The following is a 25556-nucleotide window of genomic DNA, read 5'->3' on the forward strand; positions in this document are numbered from 1 at the left end:
GGCACTCCCGGTGGGGGAGTGCCCGGCCGGATGCGTTCCGTCCGTGGCCGGGGCGGGCGCTACTTGACCGCCGCCTTGCCGATGGTGGGCAGGATGAAGTCCTGGATCAGGCCCTTGGCGTCGCGGACGATCGGCCGGAAGACCCGGTAGCGGGACAGGTTGATCATCCGCGCCGCGAGCGGCGTCGAGCGCCGGACGAACTCCCTGGTCCGCTCGGTGTCCGGGGTGCGGTCGAAGACCCAGTACAGCACCACGATCATCAGGTAGAGCCAGAGCACGTCCGGCAGCAGCTCGACCAGTTCGGCGTCCAGCTTGGGCGCCAGCTCCGAGCCCTGGAGGACGTCGCGGAACAGCTCGACCGCCGTCGCCCGGGCCGGGTGGGACTCGTTGGAGAACGGGCTCAGCGAGCTGGTCGGGTCGGCGGCGGTGCGGAAGAACTGCGCGGAGAACTCGTGGTACGGCGCGGCCGTGTCGAGCCAGGAGTCCAGCGCGATCCGCAGCCGCTCGGAGAAGTCCCGGGTGTGGGCCATCCGGCGCCTGGCGTCGGCCGCGTGCTCGTAGGTCATCCGGTCGTAGAACCCCTGGATCAGGAATTCCTTCGCCGAGAAGTAGTAGTAGGCGTTGCCCACCGAGACGCCGGCCTCGGTGGCGATGGCGCGCATGGTGGTCTTCTCGTAGCCCCGTTCCTGGAACAGCCGCATGGCCGTCTCCAGGATCAGGGCACGGGTCGCCTCGCTCTTGTCGGTCTTCGGCTGGGCCCGGCCGCCGGGCAGGGGCCCGCCCTCCGGTGCGGGGCCGCCCTCCGGTCCGGGCACGGCCGGAGCCCCGGCCGTGCCGTTCCCGCCGTCCGTTCGGTTCGTCGCTGCCAGGTCGTCCACGAGGACGAGCCTAGCCGGAGACGACGTTCCATCCGGTGTCGGTGTTCGTGGCACCGGATGCCCCCTCCGCACCCGGTACCACGATGACCCCCCGAATTTCGAACGCGTTCAAAAGCTGAGTGGAACTGTAGACGCTTCGGTTGAACATGTTCAACTCCATCTCTGTGGGAGGCTGGTCACATGATCAGTTCAGGACAGATCGTCATTCGGCGCGGCGGAGTGCGGGACGCCGAGGCCGTCGCCGAGCTGCACGCCCACAGCTGGCGCACCACCTACCGGGGGATCGTCCCGGTGGAGGGGCTGGGCGACGGGATGGCGGCCCAGCGGCGCGAGCTGTGGGAACTGCGCTTGGACGCCGACTACGGGGAGCCGGAGAACACGCCCGAGCTCCTGATCGCCGAACGGGCCGGAGCGGTGGTCGGGTTCATCTACCTCGTCCCGCAGCCGGACGGCGGGGTGCTGATCGACAACCTGCACGTGCGCCCCGGCCTGAACGGGGGCGGCATCGGCCGCGAGCTGCTGACCGCGGGCCGCGCCCATGTCGCCGAGCGGCACCCCGGGGCCGCACTCTCCCTGGAGGTGCTGCGGGACAACACCCGCGCGATCGCCTTCTACGAGCGCGAGGGTGCCGAGCGGGTCCGGGCGCAGGAGGGGGAGTTCCCCGGCGGATTCCTGCTGCCCGAGTACGTGTACGCCTGGCCGGCCGAGCGCGTGGCGACCGGGGCCGACCGGCCGGAGCCGGCGGACCGGTAGGAACGGACCGATGGGAACGGATCAGTAGGAACGGATCAGTAGGAACGGGTCGGTGGACGTGGAAGCGGCGCCGGAGCGGCCCGGTCAGTCGAAGTCGTAGACCGTCACCGGGACGCCCCGGTCCGTCAGCCGGGCGGTGACCAGCGGCTCGACCCGCTCCCAGCGCCCGCCCGCCAGACCGCAGCCGATCCGCGGCATGTGGACGGAGGCGCCGAGCCGGAGCGCGTGCCCGCCCAGCGCGTCCAGCCCGGTGTCGATCGCCTCGTACCGCACGGGCACCCCGGTGGAGCGCCCCGTCCGGATGCCGCGCTGGCCGACCAGGTTGGCCACCCAGACGTGCGGATCGACCCGCACCAGCTGGACGGCGCCGAGCCCGAAGTCGTTCGTCGCCCGCTCCCGGTGCCAGCGCCGGTACGCCGCCTCCGGCTCGGGCCAGCGTCTGGAGAGCGCGAGCACGAAGCCCTTGCCCCAGCCGCCGAGGTCGTTGCAGACGTGCGCGATCACCTTCACGCCCTTGCCGTGCGGCGTGGTGGCATCGCCTCGGACGTAGGTGATTTCCTCCATGCCTCGACGTTAGAGGGAGGCACTGACAATCCGCTCGGAATTATCCGCCGCAGCCGAACCCGCCGTACTCGCCGCACCTGATGCACCGTCCGACGCACCGTCCGAGCCGGGGCCCGAGGCGCCGCCGGTCGTCGCCGTCCCCGGCGTCGCCAGGTGCCGCCGCCCCGCCAGCGCGATCAGCAGCGCGAGCCCGGCGGCCGCGGCGGGCAGGGCGTAGCCGGTGCCCGGAGCGGCCCGCTCGGCGACCGCCCCGGCGAGCGCCGCCCCCGCCGAGATGCCGACCACGATGCCGGACACCGCCATCGCCATCCCCTCGTTGAACTGCCGCCGCGGCAGCAGCTCCTGGACCAGCGTCATTCCCGTCACCATGGTCGGCGCGGTGGCGGTGCCGGCCGCGAACAGCGCCACGCCGAGCAGTCCGAGCCCGGCCCCGCCCAGTCCGGCGGCGAGCGGCAGCAGCAGCACCGCGACCATCGCCGTGGCGCCGAGCAGGAAGCGCGGGCCCGGCGCCCGACGCGGGGCCAGCAGTCCGAACAGCAGCCCCGCCAGGCAGGAGCCGGCCGCGACCAGGGCCAGCAGCAGGCCGGCCGACGCCTTGTGGCCGAGCGCGTCGGCGTACGCCACGGTGGTGATCTCGGTCGCGCCGAAGACCATGCCGGTCGCCAGGAAGGTCAGCACCAGCACCCGCAGCCCGGGCACCCGCAGCGGGGAACCGGCCGAGCCGACAGAGCCGGCCGAGACGGGCGGCGGCAGCGGCGGTTCGGTGCGCCGCTGGGCGGCGAACAGCAGGGCGCCGGTGGTGCCGAGGGCGCCGGCGGTGATCAGTCCGGCCTCCGGGGCGAACGTGGTGCAGAGCACCATCGCGAGCACCGGTCCGGCCATGAAGCAGAGTTCGTCCAGCGCCTGCTCGAAGGAGTTGGCCAGGTGCCGGGCGGCCGGGTCGTCCCGGTGCAGGTGCGCCCAGCGGGAGCGGGCCATGCCGCCGAGGTTGGGTGCCGCCGCCCAGGCCGCGGAGCAGAGGAGGAGCGTCCAGTCGGGTGCGCCGAGCCGGACGCAGAGCAGCAGGCCGGTCAGCGGAACGGCGTTGTACAGCGCGGCCGGTACCGTCACCCGCGCCTGCCCGTACCGGTCCACCAGCCGTCCGATCAGCGGCATCCCGATCGCGCCGGTGACCAGCCCGGTCGCCGAGACCGCCCCGGCCAGCCCGTACGAGCCGCGCCGTTCGGAGAGCAGCACCACCAGTGCGACGCCGTTCATCGACAGCGCCAGCCGGCCGAGCAGTCCGGTCAGGGTGAAGGCGACGGCACCGGGGGCCGCGAACAACCGCCGGTAGGAGGTGAGGAGGGCGCGCGAGGGCATCGGGCTCCTGTGAGCAGGTGGGAAGGGGGTGCCCCCAGCCTGGTGCCGGCGGCGGGCGGCCGTCCAACACCTGTTTCGCCGCACTCACAACACCCTGTTGTTAATCTGCCGCCCATGCCCCGTGACCTGCACCCCCGTCTGCTCCGCGGCTTCGTCGCGACCGCCGAGACCCTGCACTTCGGCCGGGCCGCCGAGCGGCTGCACACCGCCCAGCAGGCGCTCAGCCGGGACGTCCGGACCCTGGAGGGGCTGCTCGGCGACGCGCTGTTCACCCGCACCACCCGCAGCGTCGAACTCACCCCGGCCGGGCGGCGGTTGCTGCCCCGGGCGCGCCGGTTCCTCGCCCTGCACGACGAGATCCTCGCCGAGGCGGCGACCGGGGCCGGGGCCGCGGCCCGGCCGCTGCTGCTCGACCTCAACAGCGACGTCAACGGTCCGGACCTCGCCGCCGACCGGGTGCTCGAACGGGCCCGCGCCGCCTGGCCGGAGGGCGAACTGCTGGCCCGCTTCCACGGCGGGCTGGCCGCGGCCGCCGCCGAGCTCCTGGCCCACCGGCTGGACGCCTCCTTCGGGCGCTTCGCCGGACTGCCCGCCCCGGTGCGCGGTCAACTCGTCCAGCTGCCGGTGCGGTTGGAGCGGGTCTCGGTGATGATGGCGGACACCCATCCGCTGGCCGGCCGCGCCGCCCTGCGCCTGTCGGACCTGGTCGGGCACCCCGTCGACGTCTGCGTGGGCAACCCGGCCACCACCGAGTGGGCCGACCTCGGCACCCGGCTGCTGCGCGAGCACGGCCTGACGGCGGCCGCGCCGTACGCGCCGCCGGTCGGCGTGGACGAGACCGCCCGCTACCTGGTCCGGCACGGCGATCCGATGCTGACCACGGTCGGCGGTCCGCGGATGCCGGGGACGGTGAACGTGCCGCTGGTGGAGCCGGTGCCGCTGACCCTGGTCAGCCTGGTGCACCGGCCCGGCGAGCGTCACCCGGGGCTGCGGGCGCTGGCCGCGGCGGCGGACGAGCTCGGCGCGGCCGAGGGCTGGCTGCGCCGCCCGCCGGGCAGCTGGCTCCCCGCGGCGGACGCGGCGCTGCTGCCCCCGGGATAGGCGAAAACCGCCCCTGCCCCCGGGGGGAGGGGCAGGGACGGTGCTCAGGGGGCGGCCCGCGACGGGGCGAGGCCGGCCGCGACGGGGGCGACCCGCGACGGGGACGGCCGGCTCAGGCCGCCTTGACGGCGGAGATCTCGAAGCTGAGCTTGACCTTCTCGCCGATCAGCACGCCGCCGGTCTCCAGCGCGGCGTTGTAGGTCAGGCCGAACTCGGTGCGGTCGAGGACGGCCTTGCCCTCGAAGCCGACCCGGTCGGCGCCGTACGCGTCGGTGGCGCTGCCGGTGTACTCCAGGTCGAGCACGACCGGGCGGGTGGTGCCCTTGATGGTGAGGTCGCCGGTCATCCGGTACGAGTCGCCGCCGACCAGCTGGGCGGAGGTGCTGCGGAAGCGGATCTCCGGGTGGGCGTCGGCGGCGAAGAAGTCGCCGGTGCGCAGGTGCTCGTCGCGCTGGGCCTGGTTGGTGTCGACGCTCGCGACCTTGATCACCAGCTCGGCCGTGGAGTTGCCCGGGTGGGTCCCGTCCAGGTGCAGCGCGCCGTCGTACTCGGTGAAGCGGCCCTTGACGTTGGTGACCATGGCGTGGCGGACCGAGAAGCCGATCTCGCTGTGCGTGGTGTCGATCGTCCAGTCGCCGGTCAGGTGGGCGAGGTCCGGGCCGGCCGGGGTCCGGACGGTGGCCGCGGCGGGGGCGGTGACGGTCTTGGTGCGGTTGAACAGGCCCATGGCTTCCTCCTTGGTTCGAAGCCAGTTGTTTAGGCTTCAACTTGTTGGCTCCAGCGTAGGACAACTTCGTTCAACTTTCAACCATGGCGTCCGGGCTTCCCCCGAACGGCTCAGCGGACCGGTCCTGTCGGCCCTCCCGGCTAGGCTGCGAAGGACGGTTCCCACCCCGCCCGGAAGGCCCCCGATGTTCGTCCTGCACGCGCTCTGGCGGGCGGACGGGCGGCTGGCGCTCTGGGCCGAGGACGCCCGCGCCCACCCCGGCGCCCCCGAGCCGCACCCCGACCGGCCCGCCCCGCGCGCCCACCCCTACGCCTGCCCGGCCGGCGAGCTGGCCGCCGTGCTCGGCGGCATCGGCCCGGGCCTCGGCTGGCTCGCCGGCCAGGCCCCCGAGCGCTGGGCCACCCTGCTGCTGCCCACCGTCGGCACCGCCCCCGCGCCCTCGCCCGACCTGCCGGTCACCCCGCCGCGCGGCGGCGCCGTGCTCACCCCCTGGCGCGTGCCGGCACTGCTCTTCGACGCCGGGGCCGCCGCCCAGCTGCTCGGCGAGGTCTTCGACCCGGTCTGGGCCGTCACCGGCACCGACCTGCCCGGCGCCGGACGGGTCGAGGTGGTCCACGGCCCCTCGCTGCGCTGGCTCACCGGGGTGCACGACCTCGCCTGGCGGACGGTCGGCCGGGGCCGGGTGCTGCCGCTGCCCGTGACCGCCGCCGACGGCCGGCCGCGGGCCCGGTGGCGGCCCGACCCCACCCCGGCCGGGCGCCGCGAGGCCGCCGCCCTGGCCGCCGGCTGCCCGCCCGTCCTGCTGGGGGAGTGGCCGCACGGCCCCGGCAGCGGCGAGGCGCTGCTGGGCGCCGCCCTGGGCGCGCTGGTGGACGCCGAGGCCCGCGCCGCGCTGGCGGACACCCCCTTCCCCGCGCCGGGGGAGGCCGTCGCCGAGCGCTGGCTGCACGCCCTCGCCACCCCCGACGGCGCGATCGACGGCGCCCCGGCCGGGGAGGTCGCCGAACTTCGCCGCCGGCTCGGCGCCTGGTACGCCGCCGCCGAGCCCGTCGACCCGGCGCTGCGGCTCTGCTTCCGCCTGGTCGAGCCGCTCGGCCCCGACGCGGACGACCCCGAGGGCCGCCCCTCCGACGACGCCTGGCGGCTGGAGTTCCTGCTCCAGGCCGTGGACGAGCCCTCCCTGCTGGTCCGCGCCGCCGACCTGCACGAGGGCGGCGCCGCCCACGCCGCGCTCGCCCGCAAGGCCGCCGACCCGGTCGACGTCCTGGTCGCCGAACTCGCCCGCGCCGCCCACCGCTGGCCCGCCCTGGACGGGCTGCGCCACCGCTCCCGCCCGTCCGCCCTGCCGCTCGACCGGGCCGGTGCGCTGGACTTCCTGCGCACCGCCGCGCCCGCCCTCGCCGAGGGCGGCTTCGGGGTGCTGCTGCCCGCCTGGTGGCGCCGCCGCCCCCGGCTCGGGCTCGCCCTGCGCGCCACCACCCCGCCCGCGCCCGGCACCCTCGCGGTCACCAGCCAGGTGGACCGGGACGCCGTGGTCGCCTTCCGGTGGCAGGCCGCGCTCGGCCCGGAGGGGGAACCGCTCACCGAGCGCGAACTGGCCGAACTCGCCGCCGCCAAGCAGGGGTTGGTCCGGGTGCGCGGCACCTGGCTGGAGGCCGACCCGGCCCAGATCGCCGCCGCCCTCGCCTTCCTCGCCGACCGGCGCGACGGCGTGCTCGCCGCCACCGAACTGCTCCGGCTCGCCCTCGACCCGGACGCGACGGTCGCCGGGCTGCCGGTCACCTCGGTGCGTGCGGACGGCCCGCTCGGCGACCTGCTCGCCGGGCGGGGCGGCGGCGCGGTGGCGCCGGAGCTGCCGCCGGACTTCCGGGCCGAGCTGCGCCCGTACCAGGAGCGCGGGCTGGCCTGGCTGCGGACCATGTCCGGGCTCGGCCTCGGCGCCGTGCTGGCGGACGACATGGGCCTCGGCAAGACCGTCCAGACCCTCGCCCTGCTGGCTGCGGAGAAGGCCTCCGAGAAGGTCCCCGAGCAGGCCTCCGGGAGGGCCCCCGGGAGGGCCTCCGGGAAGGCCTCCGAGCGGCCCGGTGGCGCCGTCGGCCCGACCCTGCTGGTCTGCCCGATGTCCCTGGTCGGCAACTGGCAGCGCGAGGCCGAGCGCTTCGCCCCCGGCCTGCGGCGGTACGTCCACCACGGGGCCGGCCGCCTCGGCGCGGAGCAACTCGCCGAAGCCGTACGGGGCGTGGACCTGGTCATCACCACCTACGGGCTGGTCCAGCGCGACCTCGCCGCCCTGCGCGCGATCCGCTGGCGCCGGGTGGTCGCCGACGAGGCCCAGCACATCAAGAACACCGGCACCGCGCAGTCCCGGGCGATCCGGTCGCTGCCCGTCACCCGGCACCGGATCGCCCTCACCGGCACCCCGGTGGAGAACCGGCTCGCCGAACTGCACGCCGTCCTGGACTTCGCCAACCCCGGCCTGCTCGGCCCGGCCGAGCGCTTCAAGGAGCGCTACGCGATCCCGGTTGAGCTGCACCGCAACCCCGAGCGCACCGCCGAACTCCTGCGCCGCACCGCCCCGTTCGTGCTGCGCCGGGTCAAGTCCGACCCGGCGGTGGCGGCCGAGCTGCCCGCCAAGCAGGAGATGACCGTCTGGTGCAACCTCACCGCCGAGCAGGCCGGCCTCTACCAGGCCGTGGTCGCCGACCTGCTGCGGCGGGTCGAGGGCATCCGGGGCGTGGAGCGGCGCGGCACGGTGCTGGCCTCGATCGGCAAGCTCAAGCAGGTCTGCAACCACCCGGCCCAACTGCTGCACGACGGCTCGGCGGTGGCCGGGCGTTCGGGCAAGGTCGCCCGGCTGGCCGAACTGCTGGAGGAGGCGCTGGCCGAGGGCGACCGGACGCTGGTCTTCACCCAGTACGCCGAGTTCGGCGCGATGCTCCGCCCGTACCTGGAGCGCCGGCTCGGCGAGGAGGTGCTCTACCTGCACGGCGGCCTGGCCCGGGCGCGCCGCGAGGAGCTGGTCGACCGCTTCCAGTCCCCGGACGGGCCACGGGTGTTCCTGCTCTCGCTGCGGGCCGGCGGCACCGGCCTCAACCTGACCGCAGCCAACCAGGTGATCCACCTGGACCGCTGGTGGAACCCGGCGGTCGAGGAGCAGGCCACCGACCGCGCCTTCCGGATCGGCCAGCGCCGGGACGTCCAGGTCCGCCGACTGGTCTGCGTCGGCACCGTCGAGGAGCGGATCGACGAACTCCTCACCGCCAAACGCTCGTTGGCCGAGGCGGTGGTGGGGGAGGGGGAGCGCTGGCTCACCGACCTGCCGGTCGACGCACTGCGCGAACTGGTCGCCCTCACCCGGGAGGACGCCGTGGCCGAGGAGGACCTATGACCGGTTCCGGCACCGAGGAGGACGCGTGACCGACGAACCGAGACCGCCCGTGGTCAACGTCGCCGCCTACTGGCGCGGCGACTTCACCCTGAGCCCCGCCCCGGCGGAGGAGGAGGATGGCCCGGACGAGCCCTCGCTGCGCCGCCTCGGCCGCTCCGGCATCACCGCGTACGGCCGCGACCTCTCCGCCGTGCTGGCCCCCGCCTACGAGGCCTTCCGGAGCTGAGCGCGACGACTACCGTGCGATAGCGTCGCGCGGGTGACCGACACCCACGAGACCGGGCCGGCCGGTGAAGCCGGGCAGACCAGCGCGACCGGGCCGACCGACCCCCGGCTGGCCGACTTCGAGCGGCACCGGCGGACGGTCTTCGGCATCGCCTACCGGATGCTCGGCAGCGTCGCCGACGCCGAGGACCTGGTCCAGGACACCTGGCTGCGCTGGAGCGGCGTCACCGGCCCGGTCGCCAGTCCCGGCGGCTTCCTGGCCCGTACGGTCACCAACCTCGCCCTCAACAAGCTGGACTCGGCCGCCGTCCGCCGCGAGTCCTACGTCGGCCCCTGGCTGCCCGAGCCGCTGGTCGCCGAGCCGGACGCGACCGACGGCGTCGAGCGGGCCGAGACCGTCTCGGTCGCCCTGCTGGTGGTCCTGGAGAGCCTGTCCCCGCTGGAGCGGGCGGTGTTCGTACTCAAGGAGGCCTTCGGCTTCTCCTACCAGGAGATCGCCGAGGCCCTGGACCGCACCGAGGCCGCCTGCCGCCAGGTCGGCAGCCGGGCCCGGGCGCACGTGCGCGCCCGCCGGCCGCGCTACGACGCCCCGCCCGAGCTGCGCCGCCGTGCCACCGACGAGTTCCTGGCGGCCTGCGTCGGCGGCGACCTCAACCGGATGCTGGAACTGCTCGCCCCCGACGTCACCAGTTGGACGGACGGCGGCGGGGTGATCAGCGCCGCGCTGCGGCCGGTCACCGGCGCCGACAACGTCGCCCGCTTCGTCCTCGGGGTGCTCCGCCGGCTGGGCGAGGGGGCCGGTGTCCGTCCGGTGCTGGTCAACGGCGTGCCCGGCGTGCTGGTCACCGTGGACGGCGCGGTCGACTCCGTCACGGTCTTCGAGTTCGCCGAGCAGCCCGACGGCGCCGTGCGGATCTCCGAGATCCGGGCGGTCCGCAACCCGCACAAGCTGGCCCACCTGGCCGGCCCGGCCCCCGTCCCCGTCCCCGTCCCCGGCGCCGACGGCAGCGCCGATCGCTCCGGCCCGGCTTGACCCTCGACCAGGTCGAGCCCGCAGAGTCACCGGCATGGAGAGCGAGCTGCACAGCATCGGCGAACTGGCCCGCGCCAGCGGCCTGGGCGTCGGCACCCTGCGCTACTACGACGGCGCCGAGGTGCTCACCCCCGCCTGGGTGGACCCGCAGACCGGCTACCGCTGGTACCGGCCCGGCCAGCTCGCCGACGCCCGGCTGCTGGCCCGGCTGCGCCGGGTCGGCCTGCCGCTGGCCGGCATCCGCGCCGTGCTCGGCGCCGCGCCCGGCAGCGGCGGGGCCCGGCAGGTGCTCGACGCACACCTGCGCCGGCTGGAGGACGGCCTCGCCGACGCCCGCCGCGAGCTCTCCCTGATCCACGCGATGATCGACCAGAGGGAGCAGCCGATGACCACCACCCCCGCCGGACTCCGGCTCACCGTCCCGGCCGAGGAGCTCGCGGCCGCCCTGGACGCGGTCCGCTTCGCGGTCTGCGGGCGCCCGGAGCTGCCCGCGCTCGCCGGCGTGCTCTTCGAACCGGACGGACCGGTGCTGCGCCTGGTCGCCACCGACCGCTACCGGATGGCCTTCGCCGAGGTGCCCGCCACCGGCGACACGCCCGAACGGCCGGTGGCCGGCACGGTCGTCCCGACCGCGCTGGTGGACGCGCTGCGCGCACTGCTCGGCGCGGGCCCGGCCGAGGTGGCGCTCACCCTCGGGGACGGACCGGTCCGGGCCGAGGTCGGGGAGCACCGCATCGAGGGCGTCGCGTTGGACGTCGACTACCCCGACCACCGGGCCGTCACCCGGCTCGAACCGGAGCACCGGATCACCCTGTCCGCCGCCGAACTGCGCGCCGCCGTCGAGACCGGCGCCACCCGCACCCTGCCCTCCGGCCCGGACGGCGCCGACTGCGAGGTCACCGTCCTGACCCTGGCCGGGGACGGAAGCCTGACGGTCGCCGACGACCCGGCCCCCGAGGGCTACCGACTGGCCGTCAACCGGGACTTCCTGCTCGACGCCCTCGACGCCGGGCGGCCCGGACAGCTGCTCCTCGAACTCGGCGGCCCGATCGCCCCGTTGGCCGTCCGCACCCCCGGGCGGGCGGGCACCTTCTCGGTCCTGATGCCCGTCCGGCTGCCCGAGTCCGCCTGACCGCCTCGGCCTGACCGCTTGACCGCCGCGGCCTGACCGGCCTGGCCTGCGCGGGCTCTGGAAGGATCACCGCATGAGCCCGCACGCCGATCCCCGCGCCTCCGACGTCCACGTCCCGGCCCCCGGCGGCGGCCGGCTGTGGGCGGAGCGCCGCGGCACCGGCAGCCCGGTGGTCCTGCTGCACGGCTCCGGCATGGACTCCCGGCTGTGGGACGCCGTCGCCCCGGCGCTGTCCCGGCACCACGACGTGATCCGCTACGACGCCCGCGGCCTCGGCCGGTCCGCCGCGCCGGAGCGGGCCTTCGACGACGTCGCGGACCTGCTCGCCGTCCTGGACCACTTCGGTCTGCGCCGCGCCGCGCTGGTCGGCCTGAGCATGGGCGGGGAGACCGTGCTGGACTTCGCCCTCGCCCACCCTGGCCGGGTCGCCGCGCTCGGCCTGGTCGGCGCCTCGGTCAGCGGCCACGACTGGCCGCCGTCCCCGGAGACCACCGCCTACGCCGAGGCCCGGCGCCGGGGCGACACGGCGGCGCTGGCCGAACTGGAGCTCTCCGTCTGGGCCGCCATGGGCCGCGACGCGCCGGGCGGCGAGCTAGTCGCGACGATGGTCGAGGAGAACGCGGCCCGCCGGATCGTCAGCGAGCACCACCTCGCGGGCGCGCCGGCCCGGGCGGCCGAACCGCTCCTCGGCACCGTCACCGCGCCCACCCTGGTCGTCCACGGCGACCGCGACCACCCGGAGATCGCGGCGATCGCCCGGCGGCTCGCCGCCGACATCCCCGGCGCCCGCGGCCACCTCGTCCCGGACGCCGACCACTACCTCCCGCTGCGCACCCCCGAACGGCTCATCGAGCTCCTCCTCGCCCACCTGGCCTGACCCCCGGCCCCGGCCCGCCCACCCGGCCGGTCTCCCGGCAGGGCCCGTTTGCTGCCGCTAGCACCCTGCTTGCATTTGCAAGCAGGGTGTTGCAGGCTGTCCGCATGGCCTCACTGAACGTCGGCTCGCTGGGCGAGTACATCCGCGAGCAGCGCCGCAACGCCCAGTACTCGCTGCGGCAGCTGGCGGAGGCCGCCGGCGTGTCCAACCCGTACCTCAGCCAGATCGAGCGCGGGCTGCGCAAGCCGAGCGCGGAGATCCTCCAGCAGATCGCCAAGGCGCTGCGGATCTCGGCGGAGACGCTGTACGTCCAGGCCGGGATCCTGGAGGAGCGGCGGGGCGAGGGCCTGGAGCTGCGGGCCTCGATCCTGGCCGATCCGCTGATCAACGAGCAGCAGAAGCAGGCGCTGCTCGCGGTCTACGACGCCTTCCTCAAGGAGAACGCGTCGTCGGCTCCCAAGCCGACGGCCGACGGCCCAGCCACCCAGAACACCCACCGGGAGGACCGGTAACCATGCCCATCACCGACGAGATCAAGAAGACCCTCGGAGACCCGACCCCGCTGTACGCCCTGGCCGGCGCCGGGGACCTCGCGTACGAGAAGCTGCGCGAGGTGCCGGGCCGGGTCGAGGCGCTGGCGGCGGACCGCAAGGGTGCGCAGGAGAAGGCGACCGCCAGGCTCCAGGAGGCGCAGTCGCTGCTGACCGGGGCGCAGGCCAAGGTCACCGAGACCGTCACCACCCTGCCGACCGACCTCAAGGCCCTGCAGGAGCGGGCCCAGGGCTTCGCCCTGCAGCAGGTGGCCCGCGCGGTCGAGCTGGCGGTGAAGGCCAAGGAGACGTACGACGAGCTGGCCGAGCGCGGCAAGGTCGTGGTGGACAAGGCCCGCCCGGGCACGCCGGACGAGGCCGAGCGGCCCGAGCCGGCCGCGGAGCTGGTCGAGGCCGAGCCGGTGGCGGAGGTCGTGGAGGTCTCGGAGGTCTCGGAGGTCGACGTCGAGCCCGCCCCGAAGAAGTCCGCGCGGGCCCGCAAGGGCGCCGCCGACGCCGCGGAGTGACCCGGGGCGTGTCCGACACGCCCCCGTACCCCGTGGGGCACATCCGGTGACCACGGGACATTGAGCCCGTCGCGGACGGTCGTCGTGCCAGGATGGGCAGCGGTCGCAGCGCCGGAGTCGAGAGCAGAGGAGATCGAAATGGTCGGAGTGTTGCAGATTCTGGCCTTTTCCTACCTGAACCCGATCTGGTGGGCGACCATCGCCATCCTCGCCTACAAGCTGTTCGCCCTGGCCGACGCGGTCACCCGCCGGGAGGACGCCTACCGGGCGGCCGACAAGAAGACCAAGGGCTTCTGGGTGGCGATCCTGGCGATCTCCTTCGGCTGGGACTTCCTGTTCGGGGTGAACTTCTTCACCGGCATCGGCACCCTGGCCGGCCTGGTCGCCTCGATCGTCTACGTGGTGGACGTCCGCCCGGCGATCCGGGCGCTGACCGGCGGCAGCGGCGGTCGGGGCGGTCGGAGCAACACCGGGCCGTACGGCCCCTGGTAGGAGCGGCAGCCGACAACACGACGGCCCGGACGGGGAGTTCACCCGCCCGGGCCGTCGCGTTGTCCGCCCTCGTTCTTCGTCGACCGCTTCCGCGCCCGTTCGCGCGTCCCTCGGCCGGGGATCAGCCGAGGATCAGCTGCACCGGGTTGCGCTCCAGCAGCAGCACCGCGACGTCGTCGGTCAGCGCGCCGCCGTTCAGCTCCTCGACCTCGGCGATGGCGCTGTCGATCAGCCGCCCCCGGGTCAGTCCGGCGGCCTGGTGGTCGCCGATCAGGTCCGCGAGCCCGTCCTGGCCCAGTCGGCGCGACCCGGCCCCGACCCGGCCCTCGATCAGTCCGTCGGTGTAGAGCAACAGCCGCCAGCCGGCCCGCAGTTCGACCTCGTGGGCGGGCCAGGCGGACTGCCCGTCGTGGCACGGAAGCAGGCCGAGCGCGGGCCCGGCGAGGTCGGCGGGCAGGGTGATCGGCTCGTGGTCCCGGCCGAGCAGCAGCGGCGCCGGGTGCCCGGCGAGGTAGAGCCGGGCCCGCTCGCCGGTGCCGAGCGAGTCGAGGCCGCTGCCGGGGCCGCCGGGCTCGATGACCAGCATGCAGAGCGTCGCGAAGATCTCGTCGCTGCGCCGTTCGTGCTCCAGCACGTGCTGGAGGGTGGTGAGCAGGGTCTCGCCGGTGAGGCCCGCGAAGACCAGGGTGCGCCACGCTATCCGGAGCGCGACGCCGAGCGCGGCCTCGTCCGGGCCGTGGCCGCAGACGTCGCCGATCACGACGTGGACGGCGCCGTCGTCGGTGCGCACGGCGTCGTAGAAGTCGCCGCCGAGCAGTGCGCGGCGGCGGCCGGGGCGGTAGCGCCGGGTGAAGGAGAGCCCGGCGCCGTCGAGCAGCGGGGTGGGCAGCAGGTGGCGCTGGAGGCGGGCGTTCTCCTGGCCGCGCAACTCGGCCTCGACCAGGCGGCGCTGGGACTCGTCGGCGCGCTTGCGCTCGACGGCGTAGCGCAGGGCACGGGCGAGCAGCGGGCCGTCCGTCTCGTGCTTGAGCAGGAAGTCCTGGGCGCCGGCGGCGACGGCGGCCGCGCCGAGTTCGGCCCCGGCGGCGTCGGTGAGCACCACGACCGGGGTGTGCGGGGCCCGGCGGAGCAGCTCGTGCAGGCCCTCCAGCCCGTCCGAGGAGTCGGTCGGGTGCGGCAGGTCGGCGGGCGCGGCGAGGTCGAGCAGCACGCAGCCGAACTCGGGGGTGCGGGAGCGCCCGCGCCGGGCCCAGTTCACGGGCGGGGCGAGCAGTTCGGTGGCCTGGTCCAGGCCGCGGGCCCAGTGGATCTCGATCGAGGTGCCGCTGTCGGCCACCGCCGCCTTGATCAGCTGGGCGTCCGAGGCGTCGTCCTCGATGACCAGCAGCCGCAGCGGGGCGCCGTCGGCCGGTCCGTCCGCCGCCGGGCCGCCCGGGTCGGAGATGTGGGACGGGTGGGAGGCGTGCGCGGCCCGCGAGCGGGGGTGGGGTATCGGGGGAGCCGCCGAGGCCGGTCCGGTCGTGACGCGGCTTCGGGCATGACCGACGGGGGCGCCGTCATGGGCGCCCGGCAGGCCCGCGGCACCAGGTGCCCGCCCGTCTCCCGTTGCGGGCATCGGTGGTTCCTCCCTTTCCCCGACTGCGTAACGGTCGACGTCCGTCCGCAGTGCCCGCCTGGCACCGCGCGTCGGGGAACTTCTCGCGACCATAACGTGATCTCCGGGGATTTCTCTGGCCGACCGGCGCCGTTGTGGCTATTGCCACGCCGGTGGTGGTGTGGTGACTGGACTCGGACGAGCACCCGGGCTCCGTCGGGTGGCTGCCGGAAGGGCTGCCGGGCGGCTCCGGGAAAGGGGAGAGGGCGATGGTTGCGCGGATCACTCTGGTGGAGGGTGACATCACGGAACAGCCGGTGGACGTCGTGGTGAACGCCGCCAACTCGTCCCTGCTGGGCGGTGGTGGGGTGGACGGCGCGATCCACCGCAAGGGCGGACCGCAGGTCCTGGAGGAGTGCCGCCGGCTGCGCGCCTCGCACTGGGGCAAGGGGCTGCCCACCGGTCGGGCGGTGGCGACGACGGCCGGACGGCTGCCCGCCCGGTGGGTGGTGCACACCGTCGGGCCGGTGTACCGGGCGGAGGAGTACGAGGAGCGGGCGGAGCTGCTGGCCTCCTGCTATCGCGAGTCGCTGCGCGCCGCGGCGGGGCTCGGCGCGCGCACGGTGGCCTTCCCGGCGGTGTCGGCCGGGATCTACGGCTGGCCGCCGGCGGACGCGGCCCGGATCGCGCTCGGCACCGTCGCGGAGGTGCTGGACGGCGGTGACGCGGAGGCGGGCGCGGAGCTGGCGGAGGTGCGGTTCGTGCTGTTCGGGTCGGAGATGTACGGGGTGTTCGAGCGGGCCCGGCGGGAGCTGTTCGGCCGGGAGGTCTGAGGGCGGGGGTCTGAGGGCGGGACCATCGTGGCGTGTCGGGGCGTCAACACGCCAGAGATATTCGATAACTCGTTCGAGTGAACGTATCGAATCGCTCACCGGCTCCCGGCGCGCACCGCCCGCACGACGGCCACGACGGCCACGACGGTCACGGCGGTCACGGCGGTCACGGCGGTCACGGCGCGAGCGCCGACCAGGGCACCGTGACCTCGCCCTGCCGCCACCGCCCCCGCGCGTCCACCAGCGGCCAGCTGCCCGCCAGCGCCGTGCAGGCCGCCACCCAGCGCTGCCGCGCCCCGAACGCCCCGTACGGCGCGGCCGCCGCCCAGGCCCGGTCGAAGTCGGCCAGGAAGGCGTGCACGGGCCGCCCCGGCACGTTGTGGTGGATCAGCGCCTTCGGCAGCCGCTCGGCCAGGTCGGAGGGCTGGCCCAGGCCGCCCAGCCGGGCCGCGAAGGTCACCGTCCGGGGCCCCTCCGGGCCGAGCGCGACCCAGACGTGCCGCCGCCCGATCTCGTCGCAGGTGCCCTCGACCAGCAGCCCGTCCGGGGCGAGCCGCGCGCACAGCCGCTCCCACACCCCGGCGACCGCCGATTCGTCGTACTGCCGGAGCACGTTCGCGGCCCGGATCAGCTGGGCCGGCCCGCCGCCGTCCAGCGGCACCTCGAAGCCCCCGCGCCGGAAGGTGAGCAGCGGCGGCTCGGCGTACGGCAGTGCGGCGGCGACCCGCTCCGGCTCGATCTCGATCCCGACCACCCGGACGTCCGGCCGCACCGTGCGCAGCCGTCCGGCCAGTTCGACGGCGGTCCACGGCGCGGCGCCGTAGCCGAGGTCCACCGCGACCGGCGGCCGTCCGGCGGCGCGCAGCGCGCGGCCGAGGGTGTGGGCGATCCAGCGGTCCATCCGGCGCAGCCGGTTGGTGTTGGTGGTGCCCCGGGTGACCGTCCCGACCGGGCGCCCGGTCCGTCCGCGGGCGGGCGCGGCGGGAGCGGGGTCGAAGGAGGCAGCCATGCCCAGAAGGGTAGTCGGGTCGCCGACGGCACCGTGCTGACCTGGGGCGATGGCGGCCGTTCCGGCCGGTGGGCCGGGGCGGGAATGCCGGGCGCGGTCCGTGTGGTTGGCACCCTGATGGTGATGTGTGCCCGGACGGGGCTGCGCACACCGGACAACGGGCGGCCCGGCGCGGACCGCCTCGACGGGCCGCACAGAGGAGGCTTCAGCCAGGTGATCCAGCACCCCGTCCGTTCGGTACGCCGGGCCCAGCCCGCCGCCCCCGCGCGCGGCCGGCTCCAGTCGCTCGTCCCCGGTCGCCGCCGCCCGCGCCGGATAGCCATGCTGAGCGTCCACACCTCGCCGCTGCACCAGCCCGGCACGGGGGACGCCGGCGGGATGAACGTCTACATCGTGGAGCTGGCCAAGCGCCTGGCCGACCTCAACATCGAGGTCGAGGTGTTCACCCGGTCGATCTGCTCGGACGACGCGCCGACGGTCGAGCTGGCCCCGGGCGTGCTGGTCCGCCACGTCACCGCCGGTCCGTACGAGGGCCTGGTCAAGGAGGACCTGCCGGCCCAGCTGTGCGCCTTCACCCACGGGGTGCTGCGGACGGAGGCGGGCCACCGCCCCGGCCACTACGACCTGGTGCACTCGCACTACTGGCTCTCCGGGCAGGTCGGCTGGCTGGCCGCGCAGCGCTGGGGGGTGCCGCTGGTGCACACCATGCACACCATGGCGAAGGTCAAGAACGCCGCGCTGGCCGAGGGCGACACGCCCGAGCCCGCGGCCCGGGTGATCGGCGAGACCCAGGTGGTGGAGGCGGCCGACCGGCTGATCGCCAACACCACCGAGGAGGCCGCCGAGCTGGCGCTGCACTACGCCGCCCGGCCGGACCAGCTGGCCGTCGTGCACCCCGGGGTCAACCTGGACGTCTTCCGCCCCGGCGGGCCGCGGACGCCCGCCGCCGCGCGGGCCCGGCTGGGCCTGCCGCAGGACGCCGCGGTGCTGCTGTTCGCGGGCCGGATCCAGCCGCTGAAGGCCCCGGACGTGCTGCTGCGGGCGGTCGCCGCGCTGCTGGGCCGCCGCCCGGAGCTGCGCGAGCGCCTGGTGGTGCCGGTGGTCGGCGGGCCGTCCGGCACCGGGCTGGCCCGGCCGGAGAGCCTGCACAAGCTCGCCGCCCAGCTGGGCATCGGCGACGTGGTGCGGTTCCACCCGCCGGTCGGCCAGCCGGACCTCGCCGACTGGTACCGCGCGGCGTCGGCGCTGGTGATGCCCTCGTACAGCGAGTCCTTCGGGCTGGTCGCGCTGGAGGCGCAGGCCTGCGGCACCCCGGTGGTGGCGGCCTCGGTGGGCGGCCTGCCGGTCGCGGTGCGGGACGGCGAGACCGGCACCCTGGTGCAGGGCCACGACCCGCTGGACTGGTCGTACGCGCTGGAGCCGTACGTCACCGACCGGGGCCTCGCGGCCCGGCGCGGCGAGGCGGCGGCCCGGCACGCGTCCCGCTTCGGCTGGGACACGGCCGCGGCGACCACCGCCGAGGTGTACGCCGGGAGCATGGCCCGCCCGGCGGGCCGGCTGGCCGGGGTCCGTCGCCGACCGGCCTGAGCGGAGGCCCGGGCGGAAGCCCGGGGGCCGAGCGGCCTGGGGCTGCGCCTGCCCGGTACCGACGAGTAACGTCACCCCCATGGCAATCCGCACCAAGGACGAGGCCCTGACCCTCCTGCGCGCCGCCCTGGACGACGCCGGGGTGGCCTGGGAGCCGGCCGCCACCGACTCGTACACGCTGGTGGCGGCCCTCCCGGGCACCCGCAAGCTGAGCACCACCTGCGCCCTGCGGGTCGGCGACCACACCCTGTCGGTGAATGCCTTCGTGATCCGCCGTCCGGACGAGAACCACGAGGCCGTCTACCGCTGGCTGCTGGAGCGCAACACCCGGCTGTACGGCGTCGGGTACGCGATCGACGCGCTCGGTGACGTCTACCTGGCCGGCCGGCTGCCGTTGGAGGCGCTCACCGCGCAGGTCGTGGACCGGCTGCTCGGCACGGTGCTGGAGAACGCGGACGAGCCGTTCAACACCCTGCTGGAGCTGGGCTTCGCCACCGCGATCCGGCGCGAGTGGGAGTGGCGGACCAAGCGCGGGGAGTCCACCCGCAACCTGGCCGCCTTCGCCCACCTGGCCGCCCCGCGGGACGCCTCGGCCGAGGCTCCGGTCACCCCGGACACCCCGGCCGCCGGCTGACCCGCGGGCCGGTCAGGCGCCCGCCGGGGCCTTCCCGGCCGGCTCCACCGCGGGCTCCGCGGCCGCGGGCGCCGTGGCCGTGCGCGCCGGAGCCCCCACCGCGGGCGCCGGGACCTCCGTGGCCACGGGCCGCCGGCGCCCGGCCGCGCCGGTCCGGCGGGCCAGCACCACGTACCCGAGCGCGGTGACCGTCCCGACCGCCCCGCAGGCCGTCCAGAGCACCGCCGGCCCCGCGTGCTGGAGCAGCAGCCCGCCGCCCGCCGGGCCGAGGAACGAGGCGAGCGACCAGGAGAGGCTGTGCACGCCCTGGTAGCGGCCGCGCCCGTGGGTCGGCGCCAGCTCGGCGACCAGGCCCATCATCACCGGCGTGTTGAGGATCTCGCCGACCGTCCAGACGGCCACCGAGAGCGCGAACAGCCAGGCCGAGGACCCGGCCAGCGCGGCCAGCCCGAAGCCCCAGCCGGTGAGCAGGCAGCTGGTGATCAGCAGCCCGGTCCGTGAGCGGCCCTCCATCCAGCGGGTCAGCGGGATCTGCAGGACCACGATCAGCAGCCCGTTCAGGCCGATGACCAGGCCGTACTCGGTGGAGGTGATGCCGGAGGCGCCCATGTCCACGGCCAGCGTGGTGCTGCCCTGCTGGAAGACCAGCGCGAGCAGCAGGGTGAGCCCGACCAGCGCCATGAACGGGGCGTCCCGGAACACCGAGAGCAGGCTGACCGGCGGCTCGGCGGAGCCGTCCGCCCGGCCGGGCGCGGCCTGCGGCCTGGTCTCCGGGATCCGGATGAAGATCACCACCGCGCAGGCTGTACGAGTCTTCGGATCCGGGGGTTGGCGACCAGGGCGACGAGCATGTGGGGGCTCCCGTGGGCAGGCGTCCGCCGAACGGTGCGGCAGGCCCGGTCAGCCGACGCATGTAAGTGTCAGATGCGCGGGGCACACATTACACATCGGCCGAAGGTCCCCACCAGGGGTTTTCCGACCCCCCACTAAGCTGGGGGCCATGGCTGACACGACGTACCGACTCATCCTGCTCCGCCACGGCGAGAGCCAGTGGAACCAGAAGAACCTGTTCACCGGTTGGGTCGATGTCGACCTCAACGAGAAGGGCGAGAAGGAGGCCGCCCGCGGTGGCGAGCTCCTGGCCGCCGAGGGTCTGCTCCCCGACGTGCTGCACACCTCGCTGCTGCGCCGCGCCATCCGCACCTCCCAGATCGCCCTGGACAAGGCCGACCGGCACTGGATCCCGGTCAGCCGCAGCTGGCGGCTGAACGAGCGCCACTACGGCGCGCTCCAGGGCAAGGACAAGGCCCAGACCCTGGCCGAGTTCGGCGAGGAGCAGTTCCAGCTGTGGCGCCGCTCGTACGACACCCCGCCGCCGGTGCTGGCCGACGACGCCGAGTACTCGCAGGCCGGTGACGCGCGCTACGCCGACATCCCGAGCGAGCTGCGTCCGCGCACCGAGTGCCTGAAGGACGTCGTCGACCGGATGCTGCCGTACTGGTACGACGCCATCGTCCCGGACCTCGCCGCCGGCCGGACCGTCCTGGTCACCGCCCACGGCAACAGCCTGCGCGCGCTGGTCAAGCACCTCGACGGCATCTCCGACGAGGCCATCGCCGGCCTGAACATCCCGACCGGCATCCCGCTGGTCTACGAGCTGGACGCCGACTTCAAGCCCGTCACCCCGGGCGGCCGCTACCTCGACCCGGACGCCGCCGCGGCCGCCATCGAGGCGGTCAAGAACCAGGGCAAGAAGTAGGCCGCTTGCCGCTACGGCCCCGTCACCCGGTCCGACCGGGCGGCGGGGCCTTCGTTCGTTTTCGGTCGGTTCGGGGTCAACCCGCTTGCCTGGTGGGGGAGTTGGGTAGGTGGGAAAATGGTTCAGACCATTGACGGCCGCAGTCGGCGGCTCCTACCGTGAGGGCACCGGACTGGCGCAGGCATGCCAGGATCTCCCCGTCCGGGCCGCCGCACCCCCACGCGCGCGCGTCTGTGCCCTCGGCGCACACTCCATCCACCCCCACGGAGGAGCACCATGCGCACACGCCACATCGTCGGGGCGGCCGTCGCCGCGCTGGCGATCCCGCTGACCCTCGCCTTCCCGGCCGCGTCCCACGGCTGGATCACGACCCCGCCCAGCCGCGCCGCGCTCTGCGACACCCACGTGGACGGCGTCCCGTGGGACTGCGGTGACATCCAGTGGGAGCCGCAGAGCGTCGAGGGCCCCAAGGGCTTCCCGGCCCTCGGCCCCTCGGACGGCACCATCTGCGCCGGCGGCAACGCGCGCTTCGCCGAGCTGGACGACCCGCACGCGGGTGCCTGGCCGACCACGCCGGTGACGGCGGGCGGGCAGCTCACCTTCACCTGGAAGTTCACCGCCCGGCACGCGACCACCGACTTCCGGTACTACATGACCAAGCCGGGCTACGACGCGAGCCAGCCGGTCACCCGGGCCAACCTGGACCTGACGCCCTTCCTGACCGTCCCGTACGGCGGGCAGCAGGTGCCGAGCACGCTCAGCCACACCGCGACCATCCCGGGCGGGCGCACCGGCCACCAGGTGGTCGTCGCGGTCTGGACGATCTCCGACACCGGGAACGCCTTCTACTCCTGCACCGACGTCGCGTTCTGACGTCCGGTCCCGACGCCCGGTCCGACGCGGACACGGACCCGGACGCGAACGAGGTGCACGGCCGCCGGAAGACCGTGCACCTCGGGGAGTCCTCGGACGGCGGCGCGCTCAGTGGCCGCCGCAGCAGCCGCCGTCGGCACCGCCGCACTGGCAGGGCGCGCCGGACTGGCAGCCGCAGCCGCAGCCCGGGCCGCAGCCGCAGCCGGCGGCGAGGACGGGGAGCAGCTTCGGGGCGGGTGGCTCGACGGTGGAGTGGGCGGATGCCGGTCGGGTCGGGTGGGCCTTCATCGAGCTTCCCTCCTTGTGACGGGCACAGTCCTGTGCCCCCAACGTCGAGTGAAGCCGCCGAATGGACGGAGCGTCAACGGGCGCGCGGTGGTGGGGCGCACGGAGTGCCGTGCGCCCGCACCACCCTCGTCGCAGGTTTACTCGCCCCGGGGGGTGAGCCGGGAGCGGCCACGAAGCACCGCCCGGACCGGAGGTCAGTCGACCGGCGCGGCCTCGGCGGCCTCGGTGGCGGCCACGAACTCGGCCACGTGCTCGCCCGTCACCAGGTACACCACGCGCTTGGCGACCGACACCGCGTGGTCCGCGAAGCGCTCGTAGTAGCGGCCGACCAGGGTGATGTCGACGGCGGTCTCGATCCCGTGGTGCCAGCGCTCGTCGATCAGGTGCGACAGCAGCTCGCGGTGCAGGGTGTCGATCGCATCGTCGTCCTGCTCCATCTCCAGCGCCTTGTCGACGTCCTTGGTGGCGATGACCAGGCCGGCCTTGGCCACCAGGCGCTGGGCGAGCTGGCCCATCTCCAGGACGGTGGAGTGCAGGTCGCTCGGCACGGCGGTGTCGGGGTAGCGCATCCGCGCGACCTTGGCGACGTGCCGGGCGAGGTCGCCGCAGCGCTCGAGGTCGGCGCTCATCCGCAGCGAGGTGACGACGATGCGCAGGTCGGTGGCGACCGGCTGCTGGCGGGCGAGGAGGTCGATGGCCCGGTTCTCCAGGTCGTGGTGGAGCTCGTTGACCTTCTCGTCGGCGGCGATCACGCCCTCCGCCAGGGCGAGGTCCGCGTCGAGGAGGGCGGTGGTGGCGCGGCCCATGGCAGAGCCGACCAGCCGGGCCATCTCGACCAGGCTGTCGCCGATCGCATCGAGTTCCTCGTGGTACGCGTCGCGCATGTTCTCTCCTCAGTAGCTGTGTCGGTGGCGGTGCCGACCGGTCAGCCCGTCCGACCGTCGTTCCGGTGTCCGGGTGACCGCTGCTGGTGGCGCGCATCGTACGCGCACACCCGAGCCGGTGGCCGCTGTTCGGCACACCGATCTCTCCCACACGGGCTGCCTGGCCAACTTTCGGCCGCCTGGGCGACGGTGCACGGCCGCTCCGGTGAATCGGCGGCTACTTGAAGGTGAATTCTCGGCAACGCGTGGTCGATGCCTTGATCGGGTGCTTGGGGACTGGCCTGGCCGTGCGCTTACGCTGGCCACATGGACGTGAACGTGGCCGCCGCCGCTGCCTGTGCCATAGCCGGGCTCGGTGTCGGCCTCACCGCCTCCATCGCCTTCCGCTGGAGCGAGCGCGAGCAGGCCAAGGGCAGGTACAGCGCAACCGGCGGCAGGAACCCCGGCCGGTACCAGTCACTGGGTACCGGCAACCCCGAGCCGCCGCTGCCGCCCGGGGTCGACACCGTGCTCTCCGTGCTCCGCTCCTGCGCGATCGTGCTGGGCGAGGGCGACGAGGTGGTCAAGGCCAGCTCGGCGGCGTACGCGATGGGCCTGGTGCGCGGCGGTGCCGTCGCGGTGGACCAGATGCTCGCGCTGGCCCGCTCCACCCGCCGGGACGGCGAGATCCGCCAGGTCGAGCTGGAGGTGCCCCGGCCGGGCGCGGCCCGCGCGGCCGAGCCGCTCGCGGTCTCCGTCCGGGTCGCCCCGCTGGGCTCCCGGCTGGTGCTGGTGCTGGTCGAGGACCAGACCGAGCGCCGCCGGGTGGAGGCCGTCCGCCGGGACTTCGTGGCCAACGTCAGCCACGAGCTCAAGACCCCGGTCGGCGCCCTGTCGCTGCTCTCCGAGGCGGTCGTGGACGCGTCCGACGACCCGGAGGCGGTGCAGCGCTTCGCCGGCCGGATGCAGGTCGAGGCGGCCCGGCTGGCCAGCCTGGTCCAGGAGATCATCGACCTCTCCCGGGTCCAGGACGACCGGCTGATGATCGACCCGGAGCCGGTCGCGGTGGACGAGCTGATCGCCGAGGCGATCGACCGCTGCCGCCAGCAGGCCGCCGCCAAGCAGATCCTGATCGCGGCGGGCGGCATCGCCGGCCTCTACCTGCACGGCAATCGCGGCCAGCTCGCCGCCGCGCTCGGCAACCTGGTCGAGAACGCCGTCAACTACAGCCCGCCCCGCACCCGGGTGGCCATCGCCACCCGGCGGATCTCCAGCGCCGCGGCGCTCGGGGAGGCGGACGGCGAGCTCATCGAGATCTCGGTCACCGACCAGGGCATCGGCATCTCCGAGAAGGACCGCGAGCGGGTCTTCGAGCGGTTCTACCGCGTCGACCCCGCCCGCTCCCGGGCGACCGGCGGCACCGGCCTGGGCCTGTCCATCGTCAAGCACGTCGCGGCCTCGCACGGCGGCACCGTCTCGGTGTGGAGCGTCGAGGGCCAGGGGTCGACCTTCACCGTCCGCCTGCCCGCCGGGCAGGCACCCACGGAGGACGAGCCCGACGACGCGTTCGACGACGAGTTCGGCGACGAGCCGGACCACACGCCGGACGGCGGCCCCGCCGCCGCACCCCGAACCCTCACCACGGACCGGACGGATCGCGCTCCCCGCGCGCCCCGCACGGACCGTTCGCTCCCCACCGGGGAGCGGGCACCACACCTGTCAGACACAACCCCGCAGCTTGCCCCGGAGGCCTGATCGTGACCCGAGTACTGGTGGTCGAGGACGAGGAGTCGTTCAGCGACGCCCTCTCGTACATGCTCCGCAAGGAGGGCTTCGAGGTGGCCGTGGCCGCCACCGGCCCCGACGCCCTGGAGCAGTTCGAACGGAACGGCGCCGACCTCGTCCTGCTCGACCTGATGCTGCCGGGCCTGCCCGGCACCGAGGTCTGCCGCCAGCTCCGGGTGCGTTCCAACGTCCCGGTGATCATGGTGACCGCGAAGGACAGCGAGATCGACAAGGTCGTCGGTCTGGAGATAGGCGCTGACGACTACGTCACCAAGCCGTACTCCACCCGCGAGCTGGTCGCGCGGATCCGCGCGGTGCTGCGCCGCCGCGGCGAGGACGGCGGCGCGGGCGACAACGGCGGCGGCCCGGGCGCCCTGGAGGCGGGCCCGGTCCGGATGGACGTGGACCGCCACGTGGTGACCGTGGACGGCGCCAAGGTCGACCTGCCGCTCAAGGAGTTCGACCTGCTGGAGATGCTGCTGCGCAACGCGGGCCGGGTGCTCACCCGGATGCAGCTGATCGACCGGGTCTGGGGCGCGGACTACGTCGGCGACACCAAGACCCTGGACGTCCACGTGAAGCGCCTGCGGGCCAAGATCGAGCCGGACCCGGGCGCGCCGCGCTACCTGGTCACCGTCCGCGGCCTGGGCTACAAGTTCGAGCCGTAAACCGTCCCCACCACGCGGAAGGCCCCCGCCGGCAGCAGCCGGAGGGGGCCTTCGCGTCGCTCCGGCGGGCCCTGGAG

Annotated in this window: 26 protein-coding genes; 17 read left to right on the forward strand and 9 right to left on the reverse strand. The window is 74.8% G+C overall.

What is annotated here, in order from left to right; genetic code table 11:
* Positions 1-59: 59 nt before the first annotated feature.
* Complete coding sequence (locus tag ACFRQN_RS27095) at positions 60-878, reverse strand: TetR/AcrR family transcriptional regulator (RefSeq protein WP_234348640.1); 819 nt, start codon at positions 876-878, stop codon at positions 60-62.
* A gap of 180 nt (positions 879-1058) precedes the next feature.
* Between ACFRQN_RS27095 and ACFRQN_RS27100 the strand changes: the two genes are divergently transcribed.
* Entirely contained in the window at positions 1059-1631 is a 573-nt protein-coding gene (locus ACFRQN_RS27100; RefSeq protein WP_380742729.1) for a GNAT family N-acetyltransferase, read from the forward strand.
* A gap of 84 nt (positions 1632-1715) precedes the next feature.
* Here ACFRQN_RS27100 and ACFRQN_RS27105 read toward each other — a convergent pair whose 3' ends face one another.
* Together ACFRQN_RS27105 and ACFRQN_RS27110 are read right to left on the reverse strand one after the other, a co-directional pair.
* Entirely contained in the window at positions 1716-2195 is a 480-nt protein-coding gene (locus ACFRQN_RS27105; protein ID WP_049658671.1) for a macro domain-containing protein, read from the reverse strand.
* Between the two features lie 9 nt (positions 2196-2204).
* A complete protein-coding gene (locus ACFRQN_RS27110) occupies positions 2205-3554 on the reverse strand; it encodes an MFS transporter (protein WP_380742731.1) in 1350 nt (449 codons plus the stop codon).
* A gap of 114 nt (positions 3555-3668) precedes the next feature.
* Here ACFRQN_RS27110 and ACFRQN_RS27115 point away from each other — a divergent pair, with 114 nt between their 5' ends.
* Positions 3669-4655, forward strand: coding sequence for a LysR family transcriptional regulator (locus ACFRQN_RS27115; RefSeq protein ID WP_375876609.1), 987 nt, complete (start codon positions 3669-3671; stop codon positions 4653-4655).
* Between the two features lie 112 nt (positions 4656-4767).
* Here ACFRQN_RS27115 and ACFRQN_RS27120 read toward each other — a convergent pair whose 3' ends face one another.
* The gene (locus tag ACFRQN_RS27120) at positions 4768-5382 is read right to left on the reverse strand and encodes a YceI family protein (RefSeq protein WP_074001737.1); all 615 of its coding nucleotides are present in this window, start codon (positions 5380-5382) and stop codon (positions 4768-4770) included.
* Positions 5383-5566: 184 nt separating this feature from the next.
* On the opposite strand from ACFRQN_RS27120, the gene ACFRQN_RS27125 reads away from it, so the two are divergent.
* The 8 genes from ACFRQN_RS27125 (at position 5567) to ACFRQN_RS27160 (ending at position 13586) form a co-directional block, all read left to right on the forward strand.
* Positions 5567-8770 (forward strand): SNF2-related protein, encoded by a 3204-nt coding sequence (locus tag ACFRQN_RS27125; RefSeq protein ID WP_380742734.1) that lies wholly within the window; start codon positions 5567-5569, stop codon positions 8768-8770.
* A 25-nt stretch (positions 8771-8795) separates the two neighbouring features.
* A complete protein-coding gene (locus tag ACFRQN_RS27130; protein WP_049654144.1) occupies positions 8796-8996 on the forward strand; it encodes a hypothetical protein in 201 nt (66 codons plus the stop codon).
* A 33-nt stretch (positions 8997-9029) separates the two neighbouring features.
* Entirely contained in the window at positions 9030-10028 is a 999-nt protein-coding gene (locus tag ACFRQN_RS27135; protein ID WP_380742736.1) for an RNA polymerase sigma-70 factor, read from the forward strand.
* Between the two features lie 34 nt (positions 10029-10062).
* Positions 10063-11160 (forward strand): MerR family transcriptional regulator, encoded by a 1098-nt coding sequence (locus ACFRQN_RS27140; protein ID WP_380742738.1) that lies wholly within the window; start codon positions 10063-10065, stop codon positions 11158-11160.
* Positions 11161-11233: 73 nt separating this feature from the next.
* The gene (locus ACFRQN_RS27145; RefSeq protein WP_380742740.1) at positions 11234-12037 is read left to right on the forward strand and encodes an alpha/beta fold hydrolase; all 804 of its coding nucleotides are present in this window, start codon (positions 11234-11236) and stop codon (positions 12035-12037) included.
* A 104-nt stretch (positions 12038-12141) separates the two neighbouring features.
* On the forward strand, positions 12142-12549 hold the full coding sequence (locus ACFRQN_RS27150; RefSeq protein ID WP_049654148.1) for a helix-turn-helix domain-containing protein: 408 nt from the start codon (positions 12142-12144) through the stop codon (positions 12547-12549).
* A gap of 2 nt (positions 12550-12551) precedes the next feature.
* Positions 12552-13094, forward strand: coding sequence for a hypothetical protein (locus tag ACFRQN_RS27155; protein WP_380742742.1), 543 nt, complete (start codon positions 12552-12554; stop codon positions 13092-13094).
* A gap of 138 nt (positions 13095-13232) precedes the next feature.
* Positions 13233-13586, forward strand: coding sequence for a DUF2516 family protein (locus ACFRQN_RS27160; RefSeq protein WP_049654152.1), 354 nt, complete (start codon positions 13233-13235; stop codon positions 13584-13586).
* 121 nt (positions 13587-13707) lie between these two features.
* On the opposite strand, the gene ACFRQN_RS27165 is transcribed toward ACFRQN_RS27160, so the two are convergent.
* A complete protein-coding gene (locus ACFRQN_RS27165) occupies positions 13708-15201 on the reverse strand; it encodes a PP2C family protein-serine/threonine phosphatase (RefSeq protein ID WP_049654153.1) in 1494 nt (497 codons plus the stop codon).
* 248 nt (positions 15202-15449) lie between these two features.
* Between ACFRQN_RS27165 and ACFRQN_RS27170 the strand changes: the two genes are divergently transcribed.
* Positions 15450-16013, forward strand: coding sequence for an O-acetyl-ADP-ribose deacetylase (locus ACFRQN_RS27170; protein WP_049654154.1), 564 nt, complete (start codon positions 15450-15452; stop codon positions 16011-16013).
* A 175-nt stretch (positions 16014-16188) separates the two neighbouring features.
* Here the strand turns inward: ACFRQN_RS27170 and ACFRQN_RS27175 are convergent, their stop codons facing one another.
* Positions 16189-17022, reverse strand: coding sequence for an SAM-dependent methyltransferase (locus tag ACFRQN_RS27175; protein ID WP_074001731.1), 834 nt, complete (start codon positions 17020-17022; stop codon positions 16189-16191).
* 216 nt (positions 17023-17238) lie between these two features.
* On the opposite strand from ACFRQN_RS27175, the gene mshA reads away from it, so the two are divergent.
* Complete coding sequence (gene mshA, locus ACFRQN_RS27180; protein ID WP_369808316.1) at positions 17239-18609, forward strand: D-inositol-3-phosphate glycosyltransferase; 1371 nt, start codon at positions 17239-17241, stop codon at positions 18607-18609.
* Between the two features lie 79 nt (positions 18610-18688).
* Positions 18689-19243, forward strand: coding sequence for a YbjN domain-containing protein (locus tag ACFRQN_RS27185; RefSeq protein WP_380742744.1), 555 nt, complete (start codon positions 18689-18691; stop codon positions 19241-19243).
* Between the two features lie 12 nt (positions 19244-19255).
* Here ACFRQN_RS27185 and ACFRQN_RS27190 read toward each other — a convergent pair whose 3' ends face one another.
* Positions 19256-20038, reverse strand: coding sequence for an MFS transporter (locus ACFRQN_RS27190; protein WP_380742746.1), 783 nt, complete (start codon positions 20036-20038; stop codon positions 19256-19258).
* A 205-nt stretch (positions 20039-20243) separates the two neighbouring features.
* On the opposite strand from ACFRQN_RS27190, the gene ACFRQN_RS27195 reads away from it, so the two are divergent.
* On the forward strand, positions 20244-21002 hold the full coding sequence (locus ACFRQN_RS27195; RefSeq protein WP_049657900.1) for a phosphoglyceromutase: 759 nt from the start codon (positions 20244-20246) through the stop codon (positions 21000-21002).
* 276 nt (positions 21003-21278) lie between these two features.
* Positions 21279-21875: a lytic polysaccharide monooxygenase gene (locus ACFRQN_RS27200; RefSeq protein WP_074001728.1), complete on the forward strand. Its 597-nt coding sequence runs from the start codon at positions 21279-21281 to the stop codon at positions 21873-21875.
* A gap of 108 nt (positions 21876-21983) precedes the next feature.
* Here the strand turns inward: ACFRQN_RS27200 and ACFRQN_RS27205 are convergent, their stop codons facing one another.
* On the reverse strand, positions 21984-22163 hold the full coding sequence (locus ACFRQN_RS27205; protein WP_049657904.1) for a hypothetical protein: 180 nt from the start codon (positions 22161-22163) through the stop codon (positions 21984-21986).
* 194 nt (positions 22164-22357) lie between these two features.
* Positions 22358-23047, reverse strand: coding sequence for a phosphate signaling complex protein PhoU (gene phoU, locus ACFRQN_RS27210; RefSeq protein WP_049657907.1), 690 nt, complete (start codon positions 23045-23047; stop codon positions 22358-22360).
* Positions 23048-23353: 306 nt separating this feature from the next.
* On the opposite strand from phoU, the gene ACFRQN_RS27215 reads away from it, so the two are divergent.
* Together ACFRQN_RS27215 and ACFRQN_RS27220 are read left to right on the forward strand one after the other, a co-directional pair.
* Positions 23354-24781: a cell wall metabolism sensor histidine kinase WalK gene (locus ACFRQN_RS27215; RefSeq protein ID WP_079271956.1), complete on the forward strand. Its 1428-nt coding sequence runs from the start codon at positions 23354-23356 to the stop codon at positions 24779-24781.
* Between the two features lie 2 nt (positions 24782-24783).
* Positions 24784-25479, forward strand: coding sequence for a response regulator transcription factor (locus ACFRQN_RS27220; RefSeq protein ID WP_031069385.1), 696 nt, complete (start codon positions 24784-24786; stop codon positions 25477-25479).
* The last annotated feature ends 77 nt before the right edge of the window (positions 25480-25556 follow it).

The organism is Kitasatospora sp. NPDC056800, assembly GCF_042789775.1.
Classification (GTDB): domain Bacteria; phylum Actinomycetota; class Actinomycetes; order Streptomycetales; family Streptomycetaceae; genus Kitasatospora.